Below are 20309 nucleotides of genomic sequence, written 5' to 3'. Positions count from 1 at the left end.
ATGAGCGGCAGGCACACCGGCGAACAGCACTCCCACACCGTGGAGGGCACCGATCCCCAGCTGTACGTCGAGGTGCACGATCCCGATGCCGACGCCGGCCTCCGCCCCATCCTGCTGATCCACGGCTTCTCCTCCTCCAGCAAACTGAACTGGGAGGACACCGGCTGGCTCTCCGCACTCCTCGCCGCTGGTAGGCGGGTCATCACGGTGGACCTGCCGGGCCACGGCCGCAGCGGCGCCCCGGAAGACATGGACTCCTACTCGCCCAGCCGGATGCGGGCGGACCTCCTCCAGATAGCGTTCGACGCCGGTGTGCGGCCGGTGCGCGCGGGTGACCCTTCCAGCGGCCTGGACGTGATCGGCTACTCGCTCGGTTCCCGGCTCGCCTGGGAGTTCGGTGCCACGCAGCCGGAAATTGTGCACCGGATTGTCCTCGGCGGACCCAATGTGGCTGATCCGCTGGCCGAGTTCGATCTCGTGGCAGCCCAGCGGTACCTCGCCGACGGCACGCCGATCGCCGACGAATCCACGGCCGGGCTCCTGAAGATGGCGCAGGCCCTGCCGAGCAACAACATCTTCGCGCTCCTGTCACTGGTGGAGGCCATCAAGGGCGAGCCCTACGACCCCGCCGAAGCGGTTCCGCATATGCCCATGCTGCTGGTGGCGGGCGAAAACGACGAACGCGCGGCCTCGATGCCGCGGCTCGCGGAACTGGCCGCCACGTACGGTTCCATGGCCGAACAGCTGGTGCTTCCCGGCCGGAACCACACCAGCGCCATCACCAGCCGGGGCTTCAAACAGGCGGCCGTCGCGTTCCTCGGCAGCTAGCAGCCCGGCAGCTGGTAGCCCGGCAGACTTGCCCCGCGCGGCGCGGCCCGTCGGCGGTAGGCTGGATTTGACGGGCGGAGACTCCGGAAGAGGAACCCATGGGCATGGTTTTTGAAGACCGGGATGAAGCAGGAAAGCGGCTTGCGGCGGCACTTCCGCAGTTCCGCGAACGGCCGGACACTGTGTTGCTCGGGCTCGCGCGAGGGGGCATTCCGGTCGCCGCGGCCGTAGCGAACGTCCTGCACCTTCCGTTCGGAGCCGTCCTGGTCAGAAAACTCGGCATCCCCGGCCATGACGAGACGGCCTACGGCGCCCTGGCCTATTCCGAGGGCAGGATTGTCCGGCTGCTCAACAGGCCGCTCGTGGCGCGCGTCCTGGAAAACGGCGTCCGCCAAGCGTGGCTGGACGAGGTGGAAAGCCGCGAACGGGATGAACTCCTGCGCCGCGCCGACAAGTATCCCGGCATCAACCATGAGGTCCGCGGGAAGACGGCGCTGCTGGTCGACGACGGCCTGGCCACCGGCGCCACCATGCGGGCCGCCGTCGAGGCCGTACGTTCGGCGGGGGCCGCGAGCGTCGTCGCCGCCGCTCCGGTCGGATCGATCGAGGCTGAAAAGTCGCTTTCCCGGGTGTGCGACGTCCTGTGCCTGCACCTGCCCGGCAAGTTCCGGGCCGTGGGCAGCTTCTACCGGCATTTCGACCAGTTGACCGACGACGAGGCCATCGGCCTGCTGCGGGGCGCCCAGCCCTGAGCACGGGTGCGGGCCCGGACCATCGGCCCGGACCCGCTCCCGCGAACTGACTGCTTACGGCAGATCCGTCAGTGCCGGCTGACGCCGAGCAGTCGGCCCTTGGTCTCCTTCGCCAGCAGTACGCCGACGGCGGAGACCACGCAGAGGATCATGATGTAGATGCCGATGGATCCGGTCCACTTGGTGCTCTGCAGCAGCGATTCGGCGATCGTGGCGGCAAACGCCCCGCCGAGGATCGCGCCGAACGCATACCCGATCGAGATGCCCGAGTACCGGACGTTCGCGGGGAACATCTCGGCATACATGGCGGACATGGGGCCGTAGGAAAGGCCCAGGCCGATCGTCAGGACAAACAGCGCCACGCCATAAAGCCAGATGTTTCTGGTGTCGATGAGCGCGAACATCGGGATCATCCAGACGAAGATGATGGCGTAGCCCGTCAGAAAGGTCTTGACGCGGCCGATGCGGTCCGAAAGCCAGCCGCCGGCCAGTGTGAAGATCAGCCAGCCGAAGGATGCAAGGGTCGTGGCGAGCAATACCTGGGGCACGGGCATTTGCAGGGCCCTGGTGGCATAAGAGATGAAGAAGGCGATCAGCAGGTAACCCGCAGCGTTGTTGGCGATAAAGATCAGCGTTGAGTAGAGGACAGGCTTCTTGTGGTGGCGGATGAGCTCCCCCAGAGGCGCCTTGCTCTCCGCCTTGCGGGCGGCCATCTCGCGGAAGACGGGGCTTTCCGCCACGGCCCGCCGGATCAGGTAGCCGACGACGATCAGCACGATGGAGAGCAGGAACGGCACACGCCAGCCCCAGGAGGCAAAGTCTTCCTTGGACATGCTGGAGTTGAGGAAGAACAGCAGGCCTGTCGCGAGGATCATGCCGATGGGCACGCCGATCTGGGGATATGCGCCGAAGATTCCACGCTTGCTCATCGGCGCGTGCTCCACGGCCATCAGGGCAGCTCCGCCCCACTCGCCGCCGGCTGAGAAGCCTTGGATGATCCGGAGGGTGATCAGCAGGATCGGTGCCCAGACACCGATGTCCTTGTAGGTCGGCAGCATGCCGATCAGGGATGTTGCGGCCCCCATCATGACGAGTGTGAACACAAGCATCGCCTTGCGTCCCAGCCTGTCACCGAGGTGGCCGGCAATGACGGCACCGAGCGGGCGGAAGAGGAAGCTGATGCCGATGAGGGCGAAGGAGAGAATCTGCGCAAGGCCGGGGTTGGACTGCTGCAGCGGGGTCAGGAAGAGCGGCGACAGCAGCGTTCCCGTCAACTGGGCAAAGATGAAGAAGTCGTACCACTCAATGGTGGTGCCGACCAGCGTCCCCGCGAGGACCTTGCGTTCCTCGTGCTTACTGCTGGGGCCGGTCTCGGAATCAACGGAAGAAGCTGCGGTCATGTGAACTCCGTGGCTGGGGCAGAGATGCTGCCGGGGTTGGGGTGCCGAGCGATTTACTGATCGAACGGTCAGTTGGTATGAAGGATACTATGAAATTGTGATGGATCGCACTTAAATCTTTTGGGCCTGTGCATTTAGTCGGCGCGGTTCAGGAATTCCCGGAGCCTGGCCCTGACGGGTCCGCGGTCGTAGGTATTGACGAGCGCCGCGGCCATCCGCACCGGATCCCCGAAGAAGAAGTACTCGTAGAGGGACTGGCGGCCCGAGAAGCCCGAGATCGACGCGTCGAAGGCGAGCTTGAACAGGCGCACCCGCTCGGGTCCCGTGAGGGTCTTCCCCTGCAGGTACAGGTCGATGTCCGCTCGCGCCTCGCTGTTCACGTCGGCCTCGCCGGGGAGCGCCATGAGCCCTGAGGCGGAGAACTTCCGGATGATCTGCGGAAAACGCTGGGCGATCTTGGGATACCAGTTCCGCGCGGCATTCAGGGTGGTCCACTTCGGCAGCATGACACCGGCCTCATTGAGTTCGGCGTCCGCCTCGGATGCGCGCACCAGGGCCTTGCCGATCTCGACGTCGATGATCAGTTCGGCGATGTCCTCCTGGATGTGCTGGAAGCCGTCGATGCCGATGGAGTCGGCAAGCTCCGACGCAAGGCCAAGGAAGAATTCGCTCTTCGCTATGGTCCGGGTGACCACCTGGTGGGTCATGAGCGCCCCCGCGCCGGTCTCCGCGTAGAACGAGTTGCACAGCTGCGGGTTGCCGAGCATGAAGATGCGGTCGCTCGGGACCAGGACGTCATCAAAGATGGCCACCGCATCCATCTCCTCATACCGGGAGGCCAGCGGCTCGTCGTGCGTGCTGCCGCCGTTGTAGAGCGATGTGCGGCACAGGTACCGCAGGCCCGGAGTGTCGTTGGGAATGGCAAAGGCGAAGGAATAGGGCGCATCTTCAGGGGTGCCGCGCAGCACAGTGGACGGGAAGACGAGCAGTTCGTCGGCAATGGGCGCGATGGTGGCCAGCATGCGGGCGCCGCGGATGACAATGCCGTCCTCGCGTTCCTCCACGATGTGGGCGGTAAGCTGGCCGCCGAGCTGTTCGGAGCCGGACACTGACCGGTTGACCTGCGGCGGAATCAGCGTGTGGGTAGCCAGGGCGTCGTTTTCGCGGGCCCACTCATAGTAGTTGCGGATGTTCTCGGCAAACTTGGGATCAGCCTGGGCGAACCACTTCTCCGCCGTGCCCAGGGCCGTGAGGGCGGAGTTCATGTAGTCCCCCGTGCGGCCCAGGAATCCGTTGGTCGCTTCCGCCCAGGTGGAGATCGCCCGGCGCCGGTGCTGCAGGTCCTCGACGGTCCTGGGCACCATGAAGGACGCGTTCACCAGGTCGCCGGTGGTGGGTGAACTGTAGGTCAGCGCCTCCTGGTACTGCTTGTCGTGCTGCATGTCGAACAACTTGGCGTAGGACCGCGCCACATTACGGAAGGCGGGGTGCTCCGCCACCTTTTCGCGAACCACTTCGCCGTCGATGACGACATGAGGCGTCATTGCATTGAGTTTGTCCAGATACTGCTGGCCGGTACGGATTCCCATTGTTCTGTCTCCAGTCGTCGTTGAACTGCAGGGGGTCGGACGGGTGATGCTGCGTCAGAGAAGGTCTTCCATGCCCAGTTGGCTTTCCGGGATGATGGTGAACGCGCTGTTGGCGAACGCCAGGGCGTCGCCGTTGCGGTAGTTGAAGTCCACTACCTCGCCGAGATAAAGCGTGTGATCGCCGCCGTCGTACGCGGCCCAGGGCTTGCACTCAAAGTAGGCGAGGACATTGGACAGGCGCGGCGCCGTCGCACTCTCCACCCACAGGGGCTCAGGTCCCGGGCGCCCGGCGAAATGCATGGCCAGCTGCCGCTGCTCGGCGCCCAGGATGTTGACGGTGAAGGGGCGGCCCGCGAGCTCATCGTGCGCCTTGGCGGTGCGGGCGATGCTGACCAGGACGAGCGGCGGTTCCATGGAGACCGACGTGAAGGAGTTCACGGTGATGCCGTGGCGCTTGGTGACGCCGTCGAACGTGACGATCGCGACGCCGGTCGCGAACCTGCCCAGGCTGCCGCGGAAGTGATGGGCCCGCGGAACGGACGTCCGGCTGGGGACGTCCGGGGCCGCTTCTGGCTTGGCGATCATCGTCGAATCCTTCAGTCGCTGAGGCTGACCGTTGCGGAGCGGCTGCCTCTGGCGTGCTCTTCCGAAGCTGTTCTATAGTTGAGCTGTTCTATAGTTGAACGCAAAATTCCTATATGGAACGCTAGCCCAAGGTGACGCGCAACACAAGACCCTCTGGCAAAACGTCCCGCTCCCCCGCCTAGGATGGACAGCATGAATCCAATCGCCGGTGCCGGCGCCCAGGCCGCGCCCGCCCAGGCTTCCCCGTCACAGACTCTCTCCAGGGGCATCCGGGCCCTGGAAATCCTGGCCGAGGCCGACCGCCCGCTGACCATCGCCGAACTCGCCGACGCCATGGGCGTCCACCGCTCGGTCGCCTACAGGATTCTCCGGACGCTGGAGGACCACTCGCTCCTGGTGCGCGACGACGCGGGCAGGGTGCAGCCCGGTCCGGGCCTTGCCGTGCTGGCGCGCGGGGTTTCCCGCAACCTGCAGACGGCCGCGCTGCCGGAACTGACCCAGCTCGCCAACACACTGAACATGACTGCCTTCGTCGCCGTCTGGGACCACCAGGACTGCGTCACGCTGGTCACGGTGGAGCCCCGCCATTCGGCCGCCACGGTGGTCCAGCATCCCGGATCGCGGCATCCCATCAGCACGGGCGCCCCCGGCATCGCCATCCAGTCGGCCGTGTCGGAACACGATTGGAACCAGCTGGCGCCTGGAGTGCCGTACCGTGCCGAGGCTGCAGAAGCGCGCCGGCGCGGCTACGCGGCAAGCCACGACGAAGTCATCGCGGGGGTTTCCTCGCTGGCCGCCCCGATCAGGGTGCCGGGCGGACGGGCCGCGGCGGTCGCCGTCGTCTATATCCGTTCATCGCAGGACCCAGCCGAACTCGCCGCGGCGCTGACGGCCAGCGCGGCGCGGATTGAAGGCCAGCTCGCCTGACCCGTTCCCGCCCAACTGAGTAGCAGCTCACGCCGTTCCCAGCGCTGAAAACGGCGCGTGCTGTTACCTACTTGGGCCGGCTCCGGCGGACGACGACGGCGGCAGCCGCGCCGAGCACAAACAGCGCCGCTGCGGCGGCTACCGGAACGAGGAACGCCGCCGAGTATCCGCTGCCCTGCGCCAGCTGGCCGGCGGCCGATGAACCGAGGGCCGTGCCGGCGACGATGCCGCTGGCCAGCGCCGTCATCACGGTTCCGAGCCGGCCCGCCGGCGCCACGATGCCGCCAATGGCAAACACGGTGACCATGACGGGTCCCACCGGCAGCCCCAGAACCAGCAGCACCAGGACCATGGCCCAGCCGTCGCCCGGCAGCAGCAGGAGTGTTGACAGGCCGGCCATGACAGCCGCCCCGGCCAGCCAGCGCGCAGCCAGGGTGAAGCGCGCCGGCCAGTAGGCCACGGAAATGGCGGCCGCAGCCGAGCTGAGCCCCATGACCGCATACAGGAGACCAGCGACTTCGGACGTTGCAAACGCGGCAGAAAACGAACTGAGGGCAGCCTGGGTGGAGCCGAAAAAGCTGCCCATGCAGACCATTGCCAGCACGGGCAGCGACACGGCGGCGAAGGAAGCGAGTCCCGCCCGGTTCGCACGGCGTGGCTCGGCGCGGCGTTCAACAGTTGTGCCTTCAACCGTTCCGCGGGGAACCGTTCTGCGTTCAACAGTTCTGCGGGGAACCGAAAGATGCGTCCGGTGCACGGCGAAGGCCGGCACCAGCGTGATGGTCAGAGCGGCGGCAAGGGCCAGCGGGAGCCACGGCGCGATCAGACTGGCCAGGATGCCCACGAGGGCAGGGCCGAGGACGAACGTGAGCTCGTCGGCCGTGCTCTCATAGGACAGTGCCGTGTCCAGGTCCTTGCCGCGCCCCTGGCGGTTTCCGGCCGACGTCAGCGCCATCCAGCGGACCCGCGCCAGCGGACCGACCTGGGGGCAGCTGATACCGGCGACGAAGGCCGCCGCGAGGACGGGTACCGCGCTGCTTTCTGCACCGTGCACCACATATGCCGTGGCGATCAGCGCGAGGACGGCCAGGGTGTTCAGGATGGCCGTAACCTCGAGGACCGGGCGCTGGCCGAAGCGGTCCGCCAAGGCGCCCAGAACGGGGGCGCCGATGGCCGATCCGATGCCCACTGCGCCGGCCGAGGTTCCGCCGACGGCATACGAGCCGCTGACGGAGGTGATGAGCGTGAGCGTGCCGACCGTCAGCATGGCCAGCGGCAGCCGGGCGAACAGGCCCAGCGGAATAAAGCCCCTGCCCGCAAGTTCAGGCAGCCGGGAGAACCGGCTTCCCGTGCGGGCCGAAGGCGAATCGGCGGACGGGTTGCCTGTGTCGGCGGGAGGCTGCGAAGGAGAGTGCTGTGAAGGAGAGTGCAGTGAAGGGCGCTGCGGCGCCGTAGAGGTGATCATGTATCCGGGCTCGTTCAGTAGTGCGCATCGTCCCTCCTCCCGATGCGCGCAACCCGGTAACCATTAGATTCTACTCGACGGGCAAAGGCTCCTCCTGCACAGGCTTCACGCTGCAGCGGCTGTGTCTGAGACGTGCAGGGTGGACCCGTTGCGTCCCTTCACGACCTGGAGCTGGGTGCCGATCCGCTGCTTCATCTCCGCCACGTGGCTGACAAGACCGACCACCCTGCCGCCGTCGCGCAGGCCCTCCAACGCGTCCATCACCTGCTCCAGCGCCTGTTCGTCGAGACTTCCGAAGCCTTCGTCGACGAACAGGGTTTCAATGTCCACGCCGCCGGCCTCCTGCTGCACGACGTCCGCAAGGCCCAAGGCGAGGGACAGCGAAGCCATGAAGGACTCCCCGCCGGACAGTGTGGATGTATCGCGGCGCTGGCCGGTCCACTCGTCCACTACTTCCAGGCCGAGCCCGGACTTTGCGTTCCTCGCGGCCCTGGCATCCGTGTGCTGCAGCGTGTACCGCCCATCGCTCATGGCGACGAGCCTCTCGGACGCGGCAATGGCAACCTGTTCGAGCCGTGCGGCCAGCACATAGCTGTTCAGGCTCATGCGGTAGCTGTTGTCGCCGGAGCCGCGCGAAACGTCTGCCAGGGCCGTCAACAGCTCGGCGCGTTCCTGCGGCCCCCGGCCGGCCTCCGCGAGTTCCTCGTATTCGCGCCGCAGCCGGCCAAGGGACCCGCAGCTCTGCAGGGCCAGTCCGGCGGCCAGCGCCACGTCCTTCGCCGCCCTCTCCGCCTGGTGGGCCTCGGCCCGAAGCCGCTCCAGCTCCCCGGCCTCCGTCGCGTTGCCGGTTTCGCGTTCCTGGCTGGCCAGAATGAGTTCCTCGCTGGCGAACAGCTCCTCCAGCCGGGCCAGTTCGTCATGCCCGGCACGGACGGCAGCATCCAGCCGCGCCGACTCAGACGGCGCCAGAAGCGCCGCCTGCGCATCAGCGGCCGAATCGAAGCCCGCTTCCGGCAGCGCGCGGTCCAGCTGGCCCTGCGCGTCGGCCAGCCGGGCCGCCGCCTGGTCCAGTTGGGCTCGGGCCAAGGAGGCCCGTTCCAGGATGTCGATCGTTTCGCCGATGCCGCCGCAGCGGAGGCTGAGGCTGCCATAGCCGGCCCGCAGCGTGGCCAGCGCCGACTCCAGCATGGCCGCCTGCTGTTCGATTTCCACCATGGCGGACTCTGTCTGGGCCAGGCGCGACATTGCCTCCACGCGTGCCCGCTCCGTGGAGTCAACACGGTCCGCAAGCTGCGCCTGCCGCGCCCGGCTCTTCGCCAGTTCAACCTCAGCGGCCGCGGCCTCGGCGGCCGCTTCCGTTGCGGCCCGCGCCGCATCGTGTGCTTCGGCGGGATCAGTGTCGCCGCCCTGCCCGGCCAGCACGGCGACCGATTGCCGCGCGGCGGAGAGTTCCGCGTCCAGGGCGGCGAGTGCCTTCTCCGCGCGCTCATATTCGGCCTTTGCCTGCTCCTCCTTGTCGGCAAGTCCCAGGGCGGATTCAGCGGTTGGAACCGGCGCCGGGTGTTCCGCGCTGCCGCAGACCGGGCACGGCTCGCCGTGCTCCAGACGCGCCGCGAGTTCGGCTGCCGCGTTGGACAGGCGCTCCTCCCGGACGTCAAGCCACCGTGTGCGCAGTTCCTGGTGTTCTTCCCGGCCTCTAAGGTGGCGCTCCGTCACCGCTGCACATTCCACGGCCGCTGCTCCATGGCGCCGGACAACGTCCACGAGTTCGTCGGCGGCCGCGGCTTCCTTGGTGCGGAGCACGGATTCGCCTGCCAGCAATTCCAGCGCTTGAAGGCCCGCCTGCAGCCCGGCCATCTCTGAGCGCAGCGAAAGAAGGGAGGTTTCATGGGACCGGATGGCGTCCGAAAGTCTCCCGCGCTCCCCTGCGAGCCCGGCGGCCCGGGACCGCAGGCCAGCCAGTCTGTCCTCGTCAGCCAGGCGTTCGTTCACGACGGCCAGCAGCGACCGCAGCCGGACCAGCTCGGCGCTGACGTCAACGGCGGAGGGGTCGGCGGCGGCCAGCTCGGCGTGCTCCCTGGCAGCCCGCGCCACGCCTGCCGCAGCACTCTCCATCGCCTCGGCCGCACGTGTCACGAAGGCGTCGGCCGCGGCCACGGCCTGGAGCTGTCCGCCAAGGATCTCGGCTTTTCGGTGCAGTGACAGCCTGGCAGCGGTGTCGCTGAGTGCCGAAGCAGCAGCCGCAGCGTCCGCTTTCCGGCGCAGCGCAGCGGCAAGTTTCAGCCGCCTGCCCTCGCGGGCCAGCTCGCGATCGTGCCGGGCCGCGCATTCCCGGTGCAGGGCCTCACACGATTCAGCCTCCGCGGCCAGCGCCGACGCCTTGGCCGACGCGGCAGATTCGAGCCAGCCGAGCCGATCGCCGGCGCGGCCGGCATCCGGGGCGCCGGTCAGGTCCAGCTCCAGTGCCGTGGCCTCGGCATCGGCACGTGCCGCGATCAGCGCCAGCTTGCCGTTGTGGCCTGCAACTTCCCTGGCGGCTTCGGCGGCCTTCAGGGCCAGTTCACGTTCCACCGCCTCGAAGCGCTCGGTCCCGAAAAGTTTCTGCAGGAGTTCCAGGCGGTCCGAGGCCTTGGAGCGGAGAAAGGCCGCGAAGTCTCCCTGCGGGAGCAGGACCACCCTGGTGAACTGTTCCCTGTCCATGCCGAGGATCGCAGCTATCTCGGCCCCGGCTTCGTCATTCCTGCCGGACTTTTCGATCCATTCGCCGCCCACCCGCTCGCGCAGGAGCGTTTTGGCCTGCTGTGTGGTGTATCCGTTCCGGCCGCGCGCGCTGGGCTTCTCCCAGGCCGGGGAGCGGGAGACTTCAAACCGCCTGCCGCGGGCCGAAAACTCGCAGCTCACCCGGGGTTCGGTGGCTGACTCCGCGTGATCGCTGCGCAGTCTCTTGCCGTCCTGCCGCGCGCCGGGCACGGATCCGTACAGCGCGTAGCAGATGGCGTCAAGCACGCTGGTCTTGCCGGCGCCGGTGGCTCCGTTGAGCAGGAACAGCCCATGGCCGCTGAGCCGGTCGAAATCGATTTCCTCGGTGCCGGCGAACGGGCCGAAGGCACAGATCTCAAGGCGGTGGATTCTCATAGTGACACTCCCTGCAGGCGCACGTTGTCCAAGGCTTCAGTCATGGCGGACCGCTCCGCCTCATCGGGCTCGCGGCCACGGACATGCTCCAGGAACCCGCAGCAGACCGAGAGGTCGTCCTCCGCCGCGGCGAGCCTGCTGCTGTAACTGGTCTTCGCAGAAGCCGGCGCGCCCTCGGGATCGAACCCGAGTACGAGCGTGTCCGGGAACCGCGCCCTCAGCTTCTCCATGGCCTGGGCCGGCCGCTGGGCATCCGTAATGGTCACCTGGCAGTAGGCGTCTTCCGCCCACGCGTGGTCAGCCGACTCGAGCAGCTCCGTGATGGTCCCCCGGAGGACAGCGAGTTTCCGCGGCGCCTCCCAAAGGACCTCCTGCACGGCGGTCACGCCGGTCTCATCGACGTCGACGAGCCAGGCGCCTTTTTGGTGCCCCGCTTCGGAAAAGGAATAGGCCAGCGGCGAACCTGAATATCTCACGTCCGGCGCGAGTGCCTGCCGGCCGTGGAGGTGGCCCAGGGCGGTGTAACTGAAGCCCGAAAAAAGATCCAGCGGAACGGCGCCGACTCCTCCGATGCTGAGGTCACGTTCGCTGTCCGAGCTGATTCCGCCGCTCGCGAAGGTGTGCGCAAGGACCACCGAATGGACGGTCCGCGACTCACTGCGTGCGGCCAGGTCCGCGCGGATGCGCTCCGTGGCAGCACGCGTGACCTCAAAGTGGCTGGCCGTCGCGACGCCGAGCTGATCGGCCACGAGGCGCGGTTCGAGCCAGGGAATGCCGTAAATCGCCACGGCCGGGCACTGGTCATACCCGGGCCCGCTCACCAGCGGCAGCATCAGCGGCACGTCCAGCTCCTGGAGCCGGGTCCGCAGATGGACGCCCCCGCGCTCCAGCAGCCTCGAGGCAAATCCGAGCCTGATGGCGGAGTCATGGTTGCCGCTGGTCAGCACCACGCGCGCCCCGGCACCGGTCAGCCGGACTAGGGCGTCGTCCAGCAGCCCGACGACGTCGACGCCGGGAAGGGCGCGGTCATACACATCGCCGGCTATCAGGACCACATCGACGGACAGGTCCTGGACCCGGGCGACCAGCTGGTCGACAAAGGAGCGCTGGGCATCGAGCATGCCAACGCCGTGGAAGGACCGGCCCAGATGCCAGTCGGAGGTGTGCAATAACCGCATATTCTTACGCTATCCGCAGGCACTGACAGTATTGCCGACCCCCCGTCCGGCGCGTCCGGGGGCACGCCCGGGCAGCGGTCCGTGCCGGCCGTCATTTGGGCGCTTCTGCTGCCTGCTGTTGTTGCCGGGCTGATGCCCGGTGCTACTTGTTGCGGGGGCTACTTGTCGTGCGGGCTACTTGTTGCGGGGGCTACTTGTTGTGCGGGCCGTCGAAAAAGTCGCGGGCCTCGTCCCGCGTCCCCGCGGTACGGTCTCCGGCTGAAGCCGGACCTGCCTCACCTGGGATTGCGCCTGGCGTTGCGCCGTCGCCGAACCCGCTGTCGTCCAACCCGCCGTTCCGCTCATCGCCGGCGTCAAGTGCGTCTGCTGCGGTGTCCTCGTCGTCGCCGGCCGGACGCGCAGCGGCGGCGGCCGCTGCGGCACTGCTGTCGGAGAAACCCCGGAATACAAGGCCGGCGATCGCCGCACCCACCAGCGGGGCCACCCAGAAGAGCCAGAGCTGCTCCAGCGACCAGCTGTTGCTGAACAGCGCCGACGCCGTGGCCCGGGCGGGGTTGAACGGCGCGTTTCCGATGGCCTGCCCGAACTGCAGCAGCACGGCAAACGCCAGGCCGACGGCGAACGGGGCCGCTGCCGCGTGGACGTTGCGGCGCGCCGTGGTGCCAAGGAAAACAGCGACCAGGAGGGCTGCGCCCAGGACTTCGGCCAGCAGGACGCCCGCCATGGGCGTCTGAATGACGGAGTGTTCGCCGAATCCGGCGGTTACGGTATCGAACGCCGCCCGGGTGTCGGGAATGTTGGGGACGGTGCGGAGGATGCCGAACAGCGTCAGCGCACCGGCGGCGGCGCCCACGAGCTGCGCGCCGATATAGGCGGCGGCGTGGGCAATCCGGATCTTTCCTGCCACGAGATTGCCCAACGTGATGGCCGGGTTGAAGTGCCCGCCCGAGATGTAGGCGAAGGCCAGCATCGCGGCCGTCACGGCCAGGCCGCCGGCAAGCGAGGCCGGCAGCGGATTCGACTGCGGAAGCGTGAAGAGCGGCACGCCCAGTCCGGCGATCACCAGGAAGAGGGTTCCGAACGCTTCGGCCCCCAGCCTGGAAACCAGTCCGGGCCGGAATCCGTCGTCACCGGAGCGGTGCAACTCGGCGTCGGTCGGGGATGCGGACACAGGGGTGGTCATGTTCAGGAAATCCTTTGTTTCGGTGAGCCGGTGACACCGGCACCTGCGGGAGTCAGACCCTGCATTCTGGCAGCAGAGTCTGGACGGTTGCTGAATTCGAGCTTAGCCTCCCGCGGGCCGGCCCGTTTCCCGTGAAGTTGCCTCCCGAAGGAGCGCGCAATGGCTCCGGGGGAAGAAGCCGCTGTGCTGCGCCGCCGGGCTGGCGGGTAAATTTGGTGGCATGAGCAATGTTCCCGGCGCCACCGCGCTGCCGTCCCCGGCGTCCCGCATCCATGGCTGCCTGTTGGGCGGCGCCCTGGGCGACTCCCTCGGCTACGCCATCGAGTTTGATTCCATCACCGCCATCCGCGGCCGCTTCGGCGAGGCCGGGCTCCGGGGCTTCGAAGCCCTCGACGGCGGGAGTCACTTCTCCGACGACACCCAGATGACGCTCTACACAGTGGACGGGCTCGTTGAGGCGCTGGAATGGGCCAACTCGGGCGTGGGTGCGGACGCAAACGCCTGCCTTTGGCTGGCCTATCTGCGCTGGCTGGACACCCAGGGCGTGCCTGCCCCGGAACGGGCTCCCAGGCCGCAGCCGCGCTGGATCGACGAGCAGCCCGTGCTCCGTCACCGCCGGGCGCCCGGCAACACCTGCCTGAGCGGGCTCGCCACCGGCGAGATGGGCACGGTGTACCGCCCGGTCAATCCGGATTCGAAGGGCTGCGGAACCGTGATGCGCTCGGCTCCGTTCGGGCTCATCCCCCACATCCCGGCCGAATACGTGTACAAGTTGAGCGCCGACGCGGCGTCCCTCACGCACGGTCATCCGTCCGCACGGCAAAGCGCGGGGGTCTTCAGCCTGCTGATCCATTCACTGATCCAGGGCCACGGCCTGGTGGAGGCAGCGCAGGCCGCCGTCCACCGGGTTGAGTCCGATGCCGAGGCAGCGCCGGAACTCCGCGAGCGCCTTGCCGCCGCACTCCGCCTCGCCGGCCGCGCCGGCGCTGACACCGGGACGCGGCCGGTGCTCAACCCGGAGGACCTTGTCAGCGAGCTGGGCGAGGGCTGGGTGGCGGAGGAGGCTCTCGCCGTCGGGCTTTACGCGGTCCTCGCGACGGCGCCCGGCGCCTCTCCGGCTGACGCTCCCGCCGACTCCTCCGCAGGACAGTCCGCGGCAGATCCCGTGGAGCACTTCAAGGCCGCGATCGCCCTGGCGATCAACCACAGCGGGGACAGCGATTCCACCGGATCCATCGCGGGCAACATCCTGGGCGCGCACTACGGCGAGGACTGCCTGCCGGCTGACTGGCTCGGAGCCTTGGAAGCGCCCGAGGTGATCCGCGGCATGGCCAGCCAGCTGGTGGCGGTTACAACTGCCTGAGGGACACGTTGTTGCAGGCCTCGCACACGTCCTCCGGGATCATCCCGCGGCGCTGCAGGAACCCGAAGATCGCGCAGCCCAGGCAGAAGCCGGCGAACGCCTCCAGGGATGCGGCGACAATCAGCACGGCCAGCAGGATCCACGCCGCCTGGGCGAGGCCCGCCACGAACAGCGCAGCCGCCCCGGTGGACACCGCGGCGCCGATCCCCTGCGCAAACCGCTTCGGCGGACCGGGAACCAGCTTGGCGCGTCCCAGCCGCGGGGCCAGAACCTTGACGGACAGGAGCGCCAGCGGGGATATCCTGGGGCCGAAAAGCACCCGGAGCCAGAACCCGGCGGCGATGATTGCCAGGCCCCAGCCGAAGCCGGACAGCAGTGTGACTACGGCGAGCACCACCACCAGCCCGGCCGTGATTCTGGCCGCGTATTCATTCACCGGGTTGGGGAAGGCAAACACGGCCCTCCAGTCCACCCCTATCGCCGCGGCGGCTCCGGACGTGCGCGGGGGGCTCTGTCTGCTCATGGAGCAAGGCTAAGAGCGCAGGGCGGCACGGGAAAGCTTTATTGCGCCATGTGAATGGAAGCCCCGCCCACCATCTGCAGGAACTCTCCCTCGGAGATGACCTCGATCGGCTGCCCGCGGTCGTGCAGCTCAAGCACCCGCCTGGCCTTTCCCGTGAGCCGCCCTGACCTCAGGTCACCGGCGACGAAGCCGTCACCCACCACGAGGACGCTGGTCCTGGCGGTGACGCGGCTTTCCGGTCGCGCCCCCATCTCCGCGGAACGCATCTTGGCTTCCGGCCGCGGCATGGCCAGCTGGCCTGTGAACACGACAGTCTGGCCGAAGAGCGGATTGCCGGGTTCGGCGTCCGGGTTGGGCTGGGGATTGTCCCCTTCCTCCGGCCATCCGCTTCGGAAGGGGCGCGCGGCTGCCGTGCCGCCCAGGGCGGCAAGCGCCGAGAGCGTCGGTTTGGAGAGGGTGTCGTGCGCGGGGTGGAAGGCGGGCTGCTGCGGAAGCGCAAGGCCGAGTGAGAGGTACAGCTCCGCGATGCTGTTGGCCTGGTTGCGGACCGCGATGTCGATCAGGATGCCGGCACAGGCCCGGGCGTCCTCGGCAGCGTCATGATGGTTGACCAGCGGCACGCCCGCCTCTTCGGCGGCGAAGGGCAGGGAATTCGAAACCAGCGAGTAGCACCGCCGGGACAGCATCACGGTGCAGACATAGTCGTAGGCGGGCCCCGGCAGGCCCGAGACTTCCAGGCCGGAGCGGATGACGCCAAGATCGAAGGCGGCATTGTGGGCGGCCAGGATGTCGCCGCCGATGAACGCTCCGATCTCCGGGAACAGTTCCCCGAAGCGCGGCCGGCCCGCCACATCCGCCGGGCGGATCCCGTGGACCCGGACGTTGTGATAGTCAAAGGCGTCGTGGTTCTCCGGCGGGCGCATCAGCCACGAGGCCTCCTCGACGATCACACCGCCTCGGACCTTGCTGAGGCCAACAGCACACGGCGAACCGCGGAAGCCGTTGGCGGTCTCGAAGTCGATCGCCGTAAAGTCCAAACCCACGGGGACAACTGTAGCGCCGCGGAACGCCAAGGACCGTCAAGTACCCTTGAAACGTGAACTTTAATGCAATGAGCGACTTTGCCGTGCCCGCACTGGGAGGAGCCGGACCGGTCCAGCCGCATCTGTCCTCCTTCCTGCCCGACTGGCTCAACCCCCAGGTCTTCCTCGCCGACCCGGCCCTGGCGCCCTGGGTGGTGCTGCTGGTCTGCGGGATCATTTTCGCTGAAACCGGGCTGCTGGTCGGCTTCTTCCTCCCCGGTGATTCCATGCTGTTCACGGCAGGCCTGCTCGTGGCCACGGACACCATCAAGTTCAACATCTGGGCGTTCGCGGCGCTGATCATTGTGTCCGCGATCGTGGGAAACCAGGCGGGATACCTGATCGGTTCCAAGGCCGGCCCGGCGATCTTCAACAAGCCGGATTCGCGGCTCTTCAAGCGCGAGAACGTGGAAAGCGCCCACAACTTCTTCGAAAAGCACGGCGGCAAGGCACTGATTCTGGCCCGCTTTGTACCCATCATCAGGACGTTCGTTCCGGTCATCGTGGGCGTGGCCCAGATGGGCAAGCGGAAGTTTTTCCTCTTCAACGTGATCGGCGCACTCCTGTGGGGCGGCGGCGTGACGCTCCTCGGCTACCTGCTGGGTGACAAGATTCCGTGGGTCCGGGAGAACCTGGACATCATCTTCATCGTGATTGTCCTGGTCTCGGTCATTCCGATCGGCATCGAAGTGCTGCGCGGCGTCGCGGCCAAGCGCCAGGCGGCCGCCTTGGGAACCGACCCGGTGGAAGAGTTCATCGAGGAGCACGAGCCCGAGGCCGAGCGAAAGACGAACCTCGACAACTAGCCCGGCTCCTTTTCCAAGGACTTGAAAAGGAAAGGCACCCCCACGGCCGTGGGGGTGCCTTTCCTGCAGTTGGTGCCGGTTGCTGCCGTCAGTGCCCGCCGAGGGCTTCCACGATGGCCGGCAGCAGGGCGCGGAACGCCTGGCCGCGGTGGCTGATGGCGTTCTTCTCCTCCGGGCTCAGCTCGGCGCAACTCCGGTCCAGCCCGAGGGGCTGGAGCACGGGGTCGTAGCCGAAGCCGCCTTCCCCGCGCGGCTCCCGGAGCAGGGTTCCTGCGAGCTGGCCGTATTCCACCACCTCGCGCACCCCGTCCTCCGAGGCCGGCGCCGGAACCGCCAGCGCTGCTGCGCAGACGAAGGCGGCGCCGCGGTGCGGGTCGCGTACGTCGGCGAGCTGGGCCAGCAGCAGCCGGAGGTTGGCGTCGTCGTCCCCGTGCCGCCCTGCCCAGCGGGCCGAAAAGATACCGGGGGCACCGCCCAGCACGTCAACGGAAAGACCGGAGTCATCGGCGATCGCCACCAGTCCGGTCGCCTCGGCCACCGCGCGCGCCTTCAGCAGCGAGTTCTCCGCAAAGGTCACCCCGGTCTCTGCGACGTCGGGACCCCCGACGGCGGACGCGTCCACCACCTGCGTGTCGACGTCGAGCCCGGGAACCTTCCCCCGCAGCAGCTCGCGCAGCTCCCGCAGCTTTCCCTTGTTGTGCGTGGCCAGCACCAGCCGGGGAACCGGCGCTTCGGATCCCCTTCCCTTGACGGCGCTGTTCTCAGTCACGGGGCTTCGGCCAGGGTCTCGCGCTGGATCGCGGCCAGCTGCTCGGTCCCCAGCAGCGCCAGGTCCAGCAGCTGATTGAGCTCATCGCGGTCGAACGGAGCGCCCTCAGCCGTTCCCTGCACCTCCACGAACTTGCCGGATCCGGTCACCACGACGTTCATGTCCGTCTCGGCGCGGACATCCTCGATGTAGGGCAGGTCCAGCATGGGGATGCCGTCGATGATGCCCACGGACACGGCGGCGATGGTATCGACCAGCGGCTGGGCGTTCCGGGCAATCATCTTGTTCTCCCTGGCAAAGCGGATGGCTTCGGCGAGCGCCACGTAGGCGCCGGTGATCGCCGCGGTCCGCGTGCCGCCGTCGGCCTGCAGGACATCGCAGTCCAGCACGATGGTGTTCTCGCCGAGGGCCTTGGTGTCGATGATGGAGCGCAGCGAGCGGCCAATCAGCCGTGAGATCTCGTGCGTGCGGCCGCCGATCTTGCCCTTGACAGACTCGCGGTCGGAGCGGGTGTTCGTGGCCCGCGGCAGCATGGCGTACTCGGCGGTGACCCAGCCGCGGCCTTCGCCCTTGAGCCAGCGGGGCACGCCCTCGGTGAGGGATGCCGTGCACAGGACCCGGGTGTTGCCGAACTCGATCAGGGCGGATCCTTCCGCCTGCTTGGACCAGCCGCGGGTGATGCTGATGGGGCGGAGCTGGTCCGGGGTGCGGCCGTCGGCACGGATGACGGGGGTTGTGGTTGCTTCGGAAGTCATGCCTTTAGCTTATCGATTTATCGGCGGCCGGCTGCGGCCGGAGCACAGCGCCGTCCTCCGTTGGCGGCAGGCGCCGGACGGCCAGCCCCGGACGGCCCGTTTCAAGCGGTCCGGACTTAGACCGTGTAGTGCACGCCGGCGACGGCGACGGCGACATCACCGGCGAAGACGGGGCGCGCCTCGGCCATGACCGTCGTCGGGGACGTCCACACCGGAATGTGGGTGAGGAGGAGTCGGCGGGCCCCCGCCACGGTGGCGGCCTCCCCTGCCCGCTTGCCGGTCAGGTGGACATCCTTGATGCCGTCGTCGCGGCCTTCCTCGAAGGCAGCCTCGCACAGGAAAAGATCGGCGTCCTTGGCCGCCTCCTCAAGTCCGCGGCACGAATCGGTGTCGCCGGAATACGTCAGTACGCGCGTTGCGGCTGCCCCGGACGCGTCCGGCTCGGTGACTTCCACGCGCAGCGCATAGGCCTCCTCCACGGGATGGTTCACCGCGAAGGGCGTCACGGTGAAAGGTCCCACGGAGACGGACTGGCGCTCGGCCCAGTTGGTGAAGTCGAATTCCTCGTGCATTCCGGGGTCCAGTTCGAGGCCGTACGCGGTGGCCATCCTGTCGGCCGTTGCCGCCGGACCCCACACCGGGATCCGTCCGCGGTCCCAGCCGCCCGGCTTCCAGCGCACGGCCACGTGCAGGCCGCACAGGTCCATGCAGTGGTCCGGATGCAGGTGCGTGAGGAAGATGGCGTCGATGTCCTCCAGGTCCGTGTAGCGCTGGATGGCACCCAGGGCCCCGCTGCCCAGGTCCATGACAACCTTCCAGGTGCGTTCGCCGTCGTTCGCCGTCAGCAGGTAGCAGGACGCGGGCGAACCGGGGCCGGGGAAGGACCCCGTGCAGCCGACGATCGTGAGCTTCACTGGGCGGAACCCCCGCGAGCGTGGCCGCTGCCGGTGGCCTGGCCCACAAAATTGGAGATGCGGGGCCGCGCGGCGGTGCCCTGCGCGGCGGCGATCATTTCCGGCGTGATCCGGGCCAGGCTTCCGGTCGGGTACTGTGCCGCGACGTGGTCGACGTGGCGGACGCTGAGGACTTCGGGCCCCAGGAACCTGCGCGCAAGCGCTTCGAACTGGCCGGCGTCTCCGGTGGCGATGAAGTTGTGTTCCGGCGGGGCGGCGGCTGTCCGCTCCAGGCCGCGGCTGGCCAGCGCCCGGTAGACGTCCTTGGCGGTTTCCTCGGCGCTCGACACGAGGGTGACATCCTCGCCCATGACGTAGGAGATCACGCCCGTCAGGAGCGGGTAGTGCGTGCAGCCCAGAACCACGGTGTCCACGCCCGCCGCCTTGAGCGGTTCGAGGTACTCCCCGGCCACCGCGAGCAGGTCCGGGCCCGTCGTGATGCCCGCTTCCACGTAGCTGACGAAGGCAGGGCAGGCCGCAGAGGTGATTTCAAGGTTCGGGGCCGCGGCGAAGGTGTCCTCGTACGCCCGCGAACCGACGGTGGCGGACGTGCCGATCACTCCCACGCGGCCGGTGCGCGTCGCGGCCACGGCCCGGCGGACGGCGGGCTGGATCACTTCGATCACCGGAATCCCGTAACGGGCGGTGTAGCGTTCGCGGGCGTCACGGAGCACCGCGGCCGACGCCGAGTTGCAGGCGATCGTGAGGAGCTTGACGCCGGAATCCACCAGTTCGTCCATGACGCCCAGGGCGTTGGCACGCACCTCGGCGATGGGGAGCGGGCCGTACGGCCCGTGGGCGGTGTCGCCCACGTAGAGAATGGACTCGTTGGGCAACTGATCGATGATGGACCGTGCCACCGTGAGCCCGCCGACGCCGGAGTCAAAGACCCCGATCGGCCGCGATCCCAGGTTGATGCCGACGGCCGTTGCGGACTCCGCTGCAGCGTCTGCTGCCGGATCCATGCTCGATGCTGAAGTCATGATTATTCGAGGATAGGTCTTCCGGGTGGGTGC

18 protein-coding genes are annotated in these 20309 nt (G+C 68.0%); 5 read left to right on the top strand and 13 right to left on the bottom strand.

The genetic code is table 11. The features are described 5' to 3' along the window. Both ASG92_RS22370 and ASG92_RS22365 read left to right on the top strand, forming a co-directional pair. Window positions 1-828 (top strand): alpha/beta fold hydrolase, encoded by an 828-nt coding sequence (locus tag ASG92_RS22370; RefSeq protein ID WP_056633858.1) that lies wholly within the window; start codon window positions 1-3, stop codon window positions 826-828. A gap of 98 nt (window positions 829-926) precedes the next feature. Beyond that, window positions 927-1580, top strand: coding sequence for a phosphoribosyltransferase family protein (locus ASG92_RS22365; RefSeq protein WP_056633572.1), 654 nt, complete (start codon window positions 927-929; stop codon window positions 1578-1580). Window positions 1581-1648: 68 nt separating this feature from the next. Here the strand turns inward: ASG92_RS22365 and ASG92_RS22360 are convergent, their stop codons facing one another. From ASG92_RS22360 to ASG92_RS22350, 3 genes are all read right to left on the bottom strand, one after another. Then, window positions 1649-2980 (bottom strand): MFS transporter, encoded by a 1332-nt coding sequence (locus tag ASG92_RS22360; RefSeq protein WP_056633568.1) that lies wholly within the window; start codon window positions 2978-2980, stop codon window positions 1649-1651. Window positions 2981-3114: 134 nt separating this feature from the next. Continuing rightward, window positions 3115-4569, bottom strand: coding sequence for a 4-hydroxyphenylacetate 3-monooxygenase, oxygenase component (hpaB, locus tag ASG92_RS22355; protein WP_082579660.1), 1455 nt, complete (start codon window positions 4567-4569; stop codon window positions 3115-3117). Between the two features lie 54 nt (window positions 4570-4623). Continuing rightward, on the bottom strand, window positions 4624-5154 hold the full coding sequence (locus tag ASG92_RS22350; protein WP_056633566.1) for a flavin reductase family protein: 531 nt from the start codon (window positions 5152-5154) through the stop codon (window positions 4624-4626). A 192-nt stretch (window positions 5155-5346) separates the two neighbouring features. On the opposite strand from ASG92_RS22350, the gene ASG92_RS22345 reads away from it, so the two are divergent. Continuing rightward, window positions 5347-6081 carry a helix-turn-helix domain-containing protein gene (locus ASG92_RS22345; RefSeq protein ID WP_157372394.1) on the top strand — a complete coding sequence of 245 codons (735 nt, stop codon included), beginning with the start codon at window positions 5347-5349 and terminating at the stop codon, window positions 6079-6081. 67 nt (window positions 6082-6148) lie between these two features. On the opposite strand, the gene ASG92_RS22340 is transcribed toward ASG92_RS22345, so the two are convergent. From ASG92_RS22340 to ASG92_RS22325, 4 genes are all read right to left on the bottom strand, one after another. Then, window positions 6149-7546, bottom strand: coding sequence for an MFS transporter (locus ASG92_RS22340; RefSeq protein WP_082579659.1), 1398 nt, complete (start codon window positions 7544-7546; stop codon window positions 6149-6151). A gap of 105 nt (window positions 7547-7651) precedes the next feature. Then, window positions 7652-10681: an SMC family ATPase gene (locus ASG92_RS22335; RefSeq protein WP_056633560.1), complete on the bottom strand. Its 3030-nt coding sequence runs from the start codon at window positions 10679-10681 to the stop codon at window positions 7652-7654. After that, window positions 10678-11859 (bottom strand): exonuclease SbcCD subunit D, encoded by a 1182-nt coding sequence (locus ASG92_RS22330; protein WP_056633556.1) that lies wholly within the window; start codon window positions 11857-11859, stop codon window positions 10678-10680. Before ASG92_RS22330 ends, ASG92_RS22335 begins: the two co-directional genes overlap by 4 nt. Window positions 11860-12049: 190 nt before the next feature. Continuing rightward, window positions 12050-13042, bottom strand: a complete 993-nt coding sequence (locus ASG92_RS22325) for an aquaporin (RefSeq protein WP_056633554.1) — start codon at window positions 13040-13042, stop codon at window positions 12050-12052. A 220-nt stretch (window positions 13043-13262) separates the two neighbouring features. On the opposite strand from ASG92_RS22325, the gene ASG92_RS22320 reads away from it, so the two are divergent. Next, window positions 13263-14405, top strand: coding sequence for an ADP-ribosylglycohydrolase family protein (locus tag ASG92_RS22320; protein WP_056633551.1), 1143 nt, complete (start codon window positions 13263-13265; stop codon window positions 14403-14405). Here ASG92_RS22320 and ASG92_RS22315 read toward each other — a convergent pair. Together ASG92_RS22315 and ASG92_RS22310 are read right to left on the bottom strand one after the other, a co-directional pair. Further along, window positions 14392-14928, bottom strand: coding sequence for a DUF4395 domain-containing protein (locus ASG92_RS22315; RefSeq protein ID WP_056633548.1), 537 nt, complete (start codon window positions 14926-14928; stop codon window positions 14392-14394). The genes ASG92_RS22320 and ASG92_RS22315 overlap by 14 nt on opposite strands. Window positions 14929-14966: 38 nt before the next feature. Beyond that, entirely contained in the window at window positions 14967-15971 is a 1005-nt protein-coding gene (locus ASG92_RS22310) for an exonuclease domain-containing protein (RefSeq protein WP_056633851.1), read from the bottom strand. A gap of 68 nt (window positions 15972-16039) precedes the next feature. Here ASG92_RS22310 and ASG92_RS22305 point away from each other — a divergent pair, with 68 nt between their 5' ends. Continuing rightward, on the top strand, window positions 16040-16816 hold the full coding sequence (locus ASG92_RS22305) for a VTT domain-containing protein (protein WP_056633545.1): 777 nt from the start codon (window positions 16040-16042) through the stop codon (window positions 16814-16816). 88 nt (window positions 16817-16904) lie between these two features. On the opposite strand, the gene rdgB is transcribed toward ASG92_RS22305, so the two are convergent. From rdgB to murI, 4 genes are all read right to left on the bottom strand, one after another. Further along, window positions 16905-17585 (bottom strand): RdgB/HAM1 family non-canonical purine NTP pyrophosphatase, encoded by a 681-nt coding sequence (gene rdgB, locus ASG92_RS22300; protein WP_056633541.1) that lies wholly within the window; start codon window positions 17583-17585, stop codon window positions 16905-16907. Next, window positions 17582-18340, bottom strand: a complete 759-nt coding sequence (gene rph, locus ASG92_RS22295; protein WP_056633539.1) for a ribonuclease PH — start codon at window positions 18338-18340, stop codon at window positions 17582-17584. The genes rdgB and rph overlap by 4 nt, the downstream gene beginning before the upstream one ends. A 116-nt stretch (window positions 18341-18456) precedes the next feature. Beyond that, window positions 18457-19254, bottom strand: coding sequence for an MBL fold metallo-hydrolase (locus tag ASG92_RS22290; protein WP_056633535.1), 798 nt, complete (start codon window positions 19252-19254; stop codon window positions 18457-18459). Continuing rightward, complete coding sequence (murI, locus tag ASG92_RS22285; RefSeq protein ID WP_056633532.1) at window positions 19251-20258, bottom strand: glutamate racemase; 1008 nt, start codon at window positions 20256-20258, stop codon at window positions 19251-19253. The genes ASG92_RS22290 and murI overlap by 4 nt, the downstream gene beginning before the upstream one ends. Window positions 20259-20309: the final 51 nt, after the last annotated feature.

The sequence above is a fragment of the Arthrobacter sp. Soil736 genome (assembly GCF_001428005.1).
Classification (GTDB): Bacteria; Actinomycetota; Actinomycetes; order Actinomycetales; family Micrococcaceae; genus Arthrobacter.
This window is presented reverse-complemented; position numbering and strand designations above follow the sequence as displayed.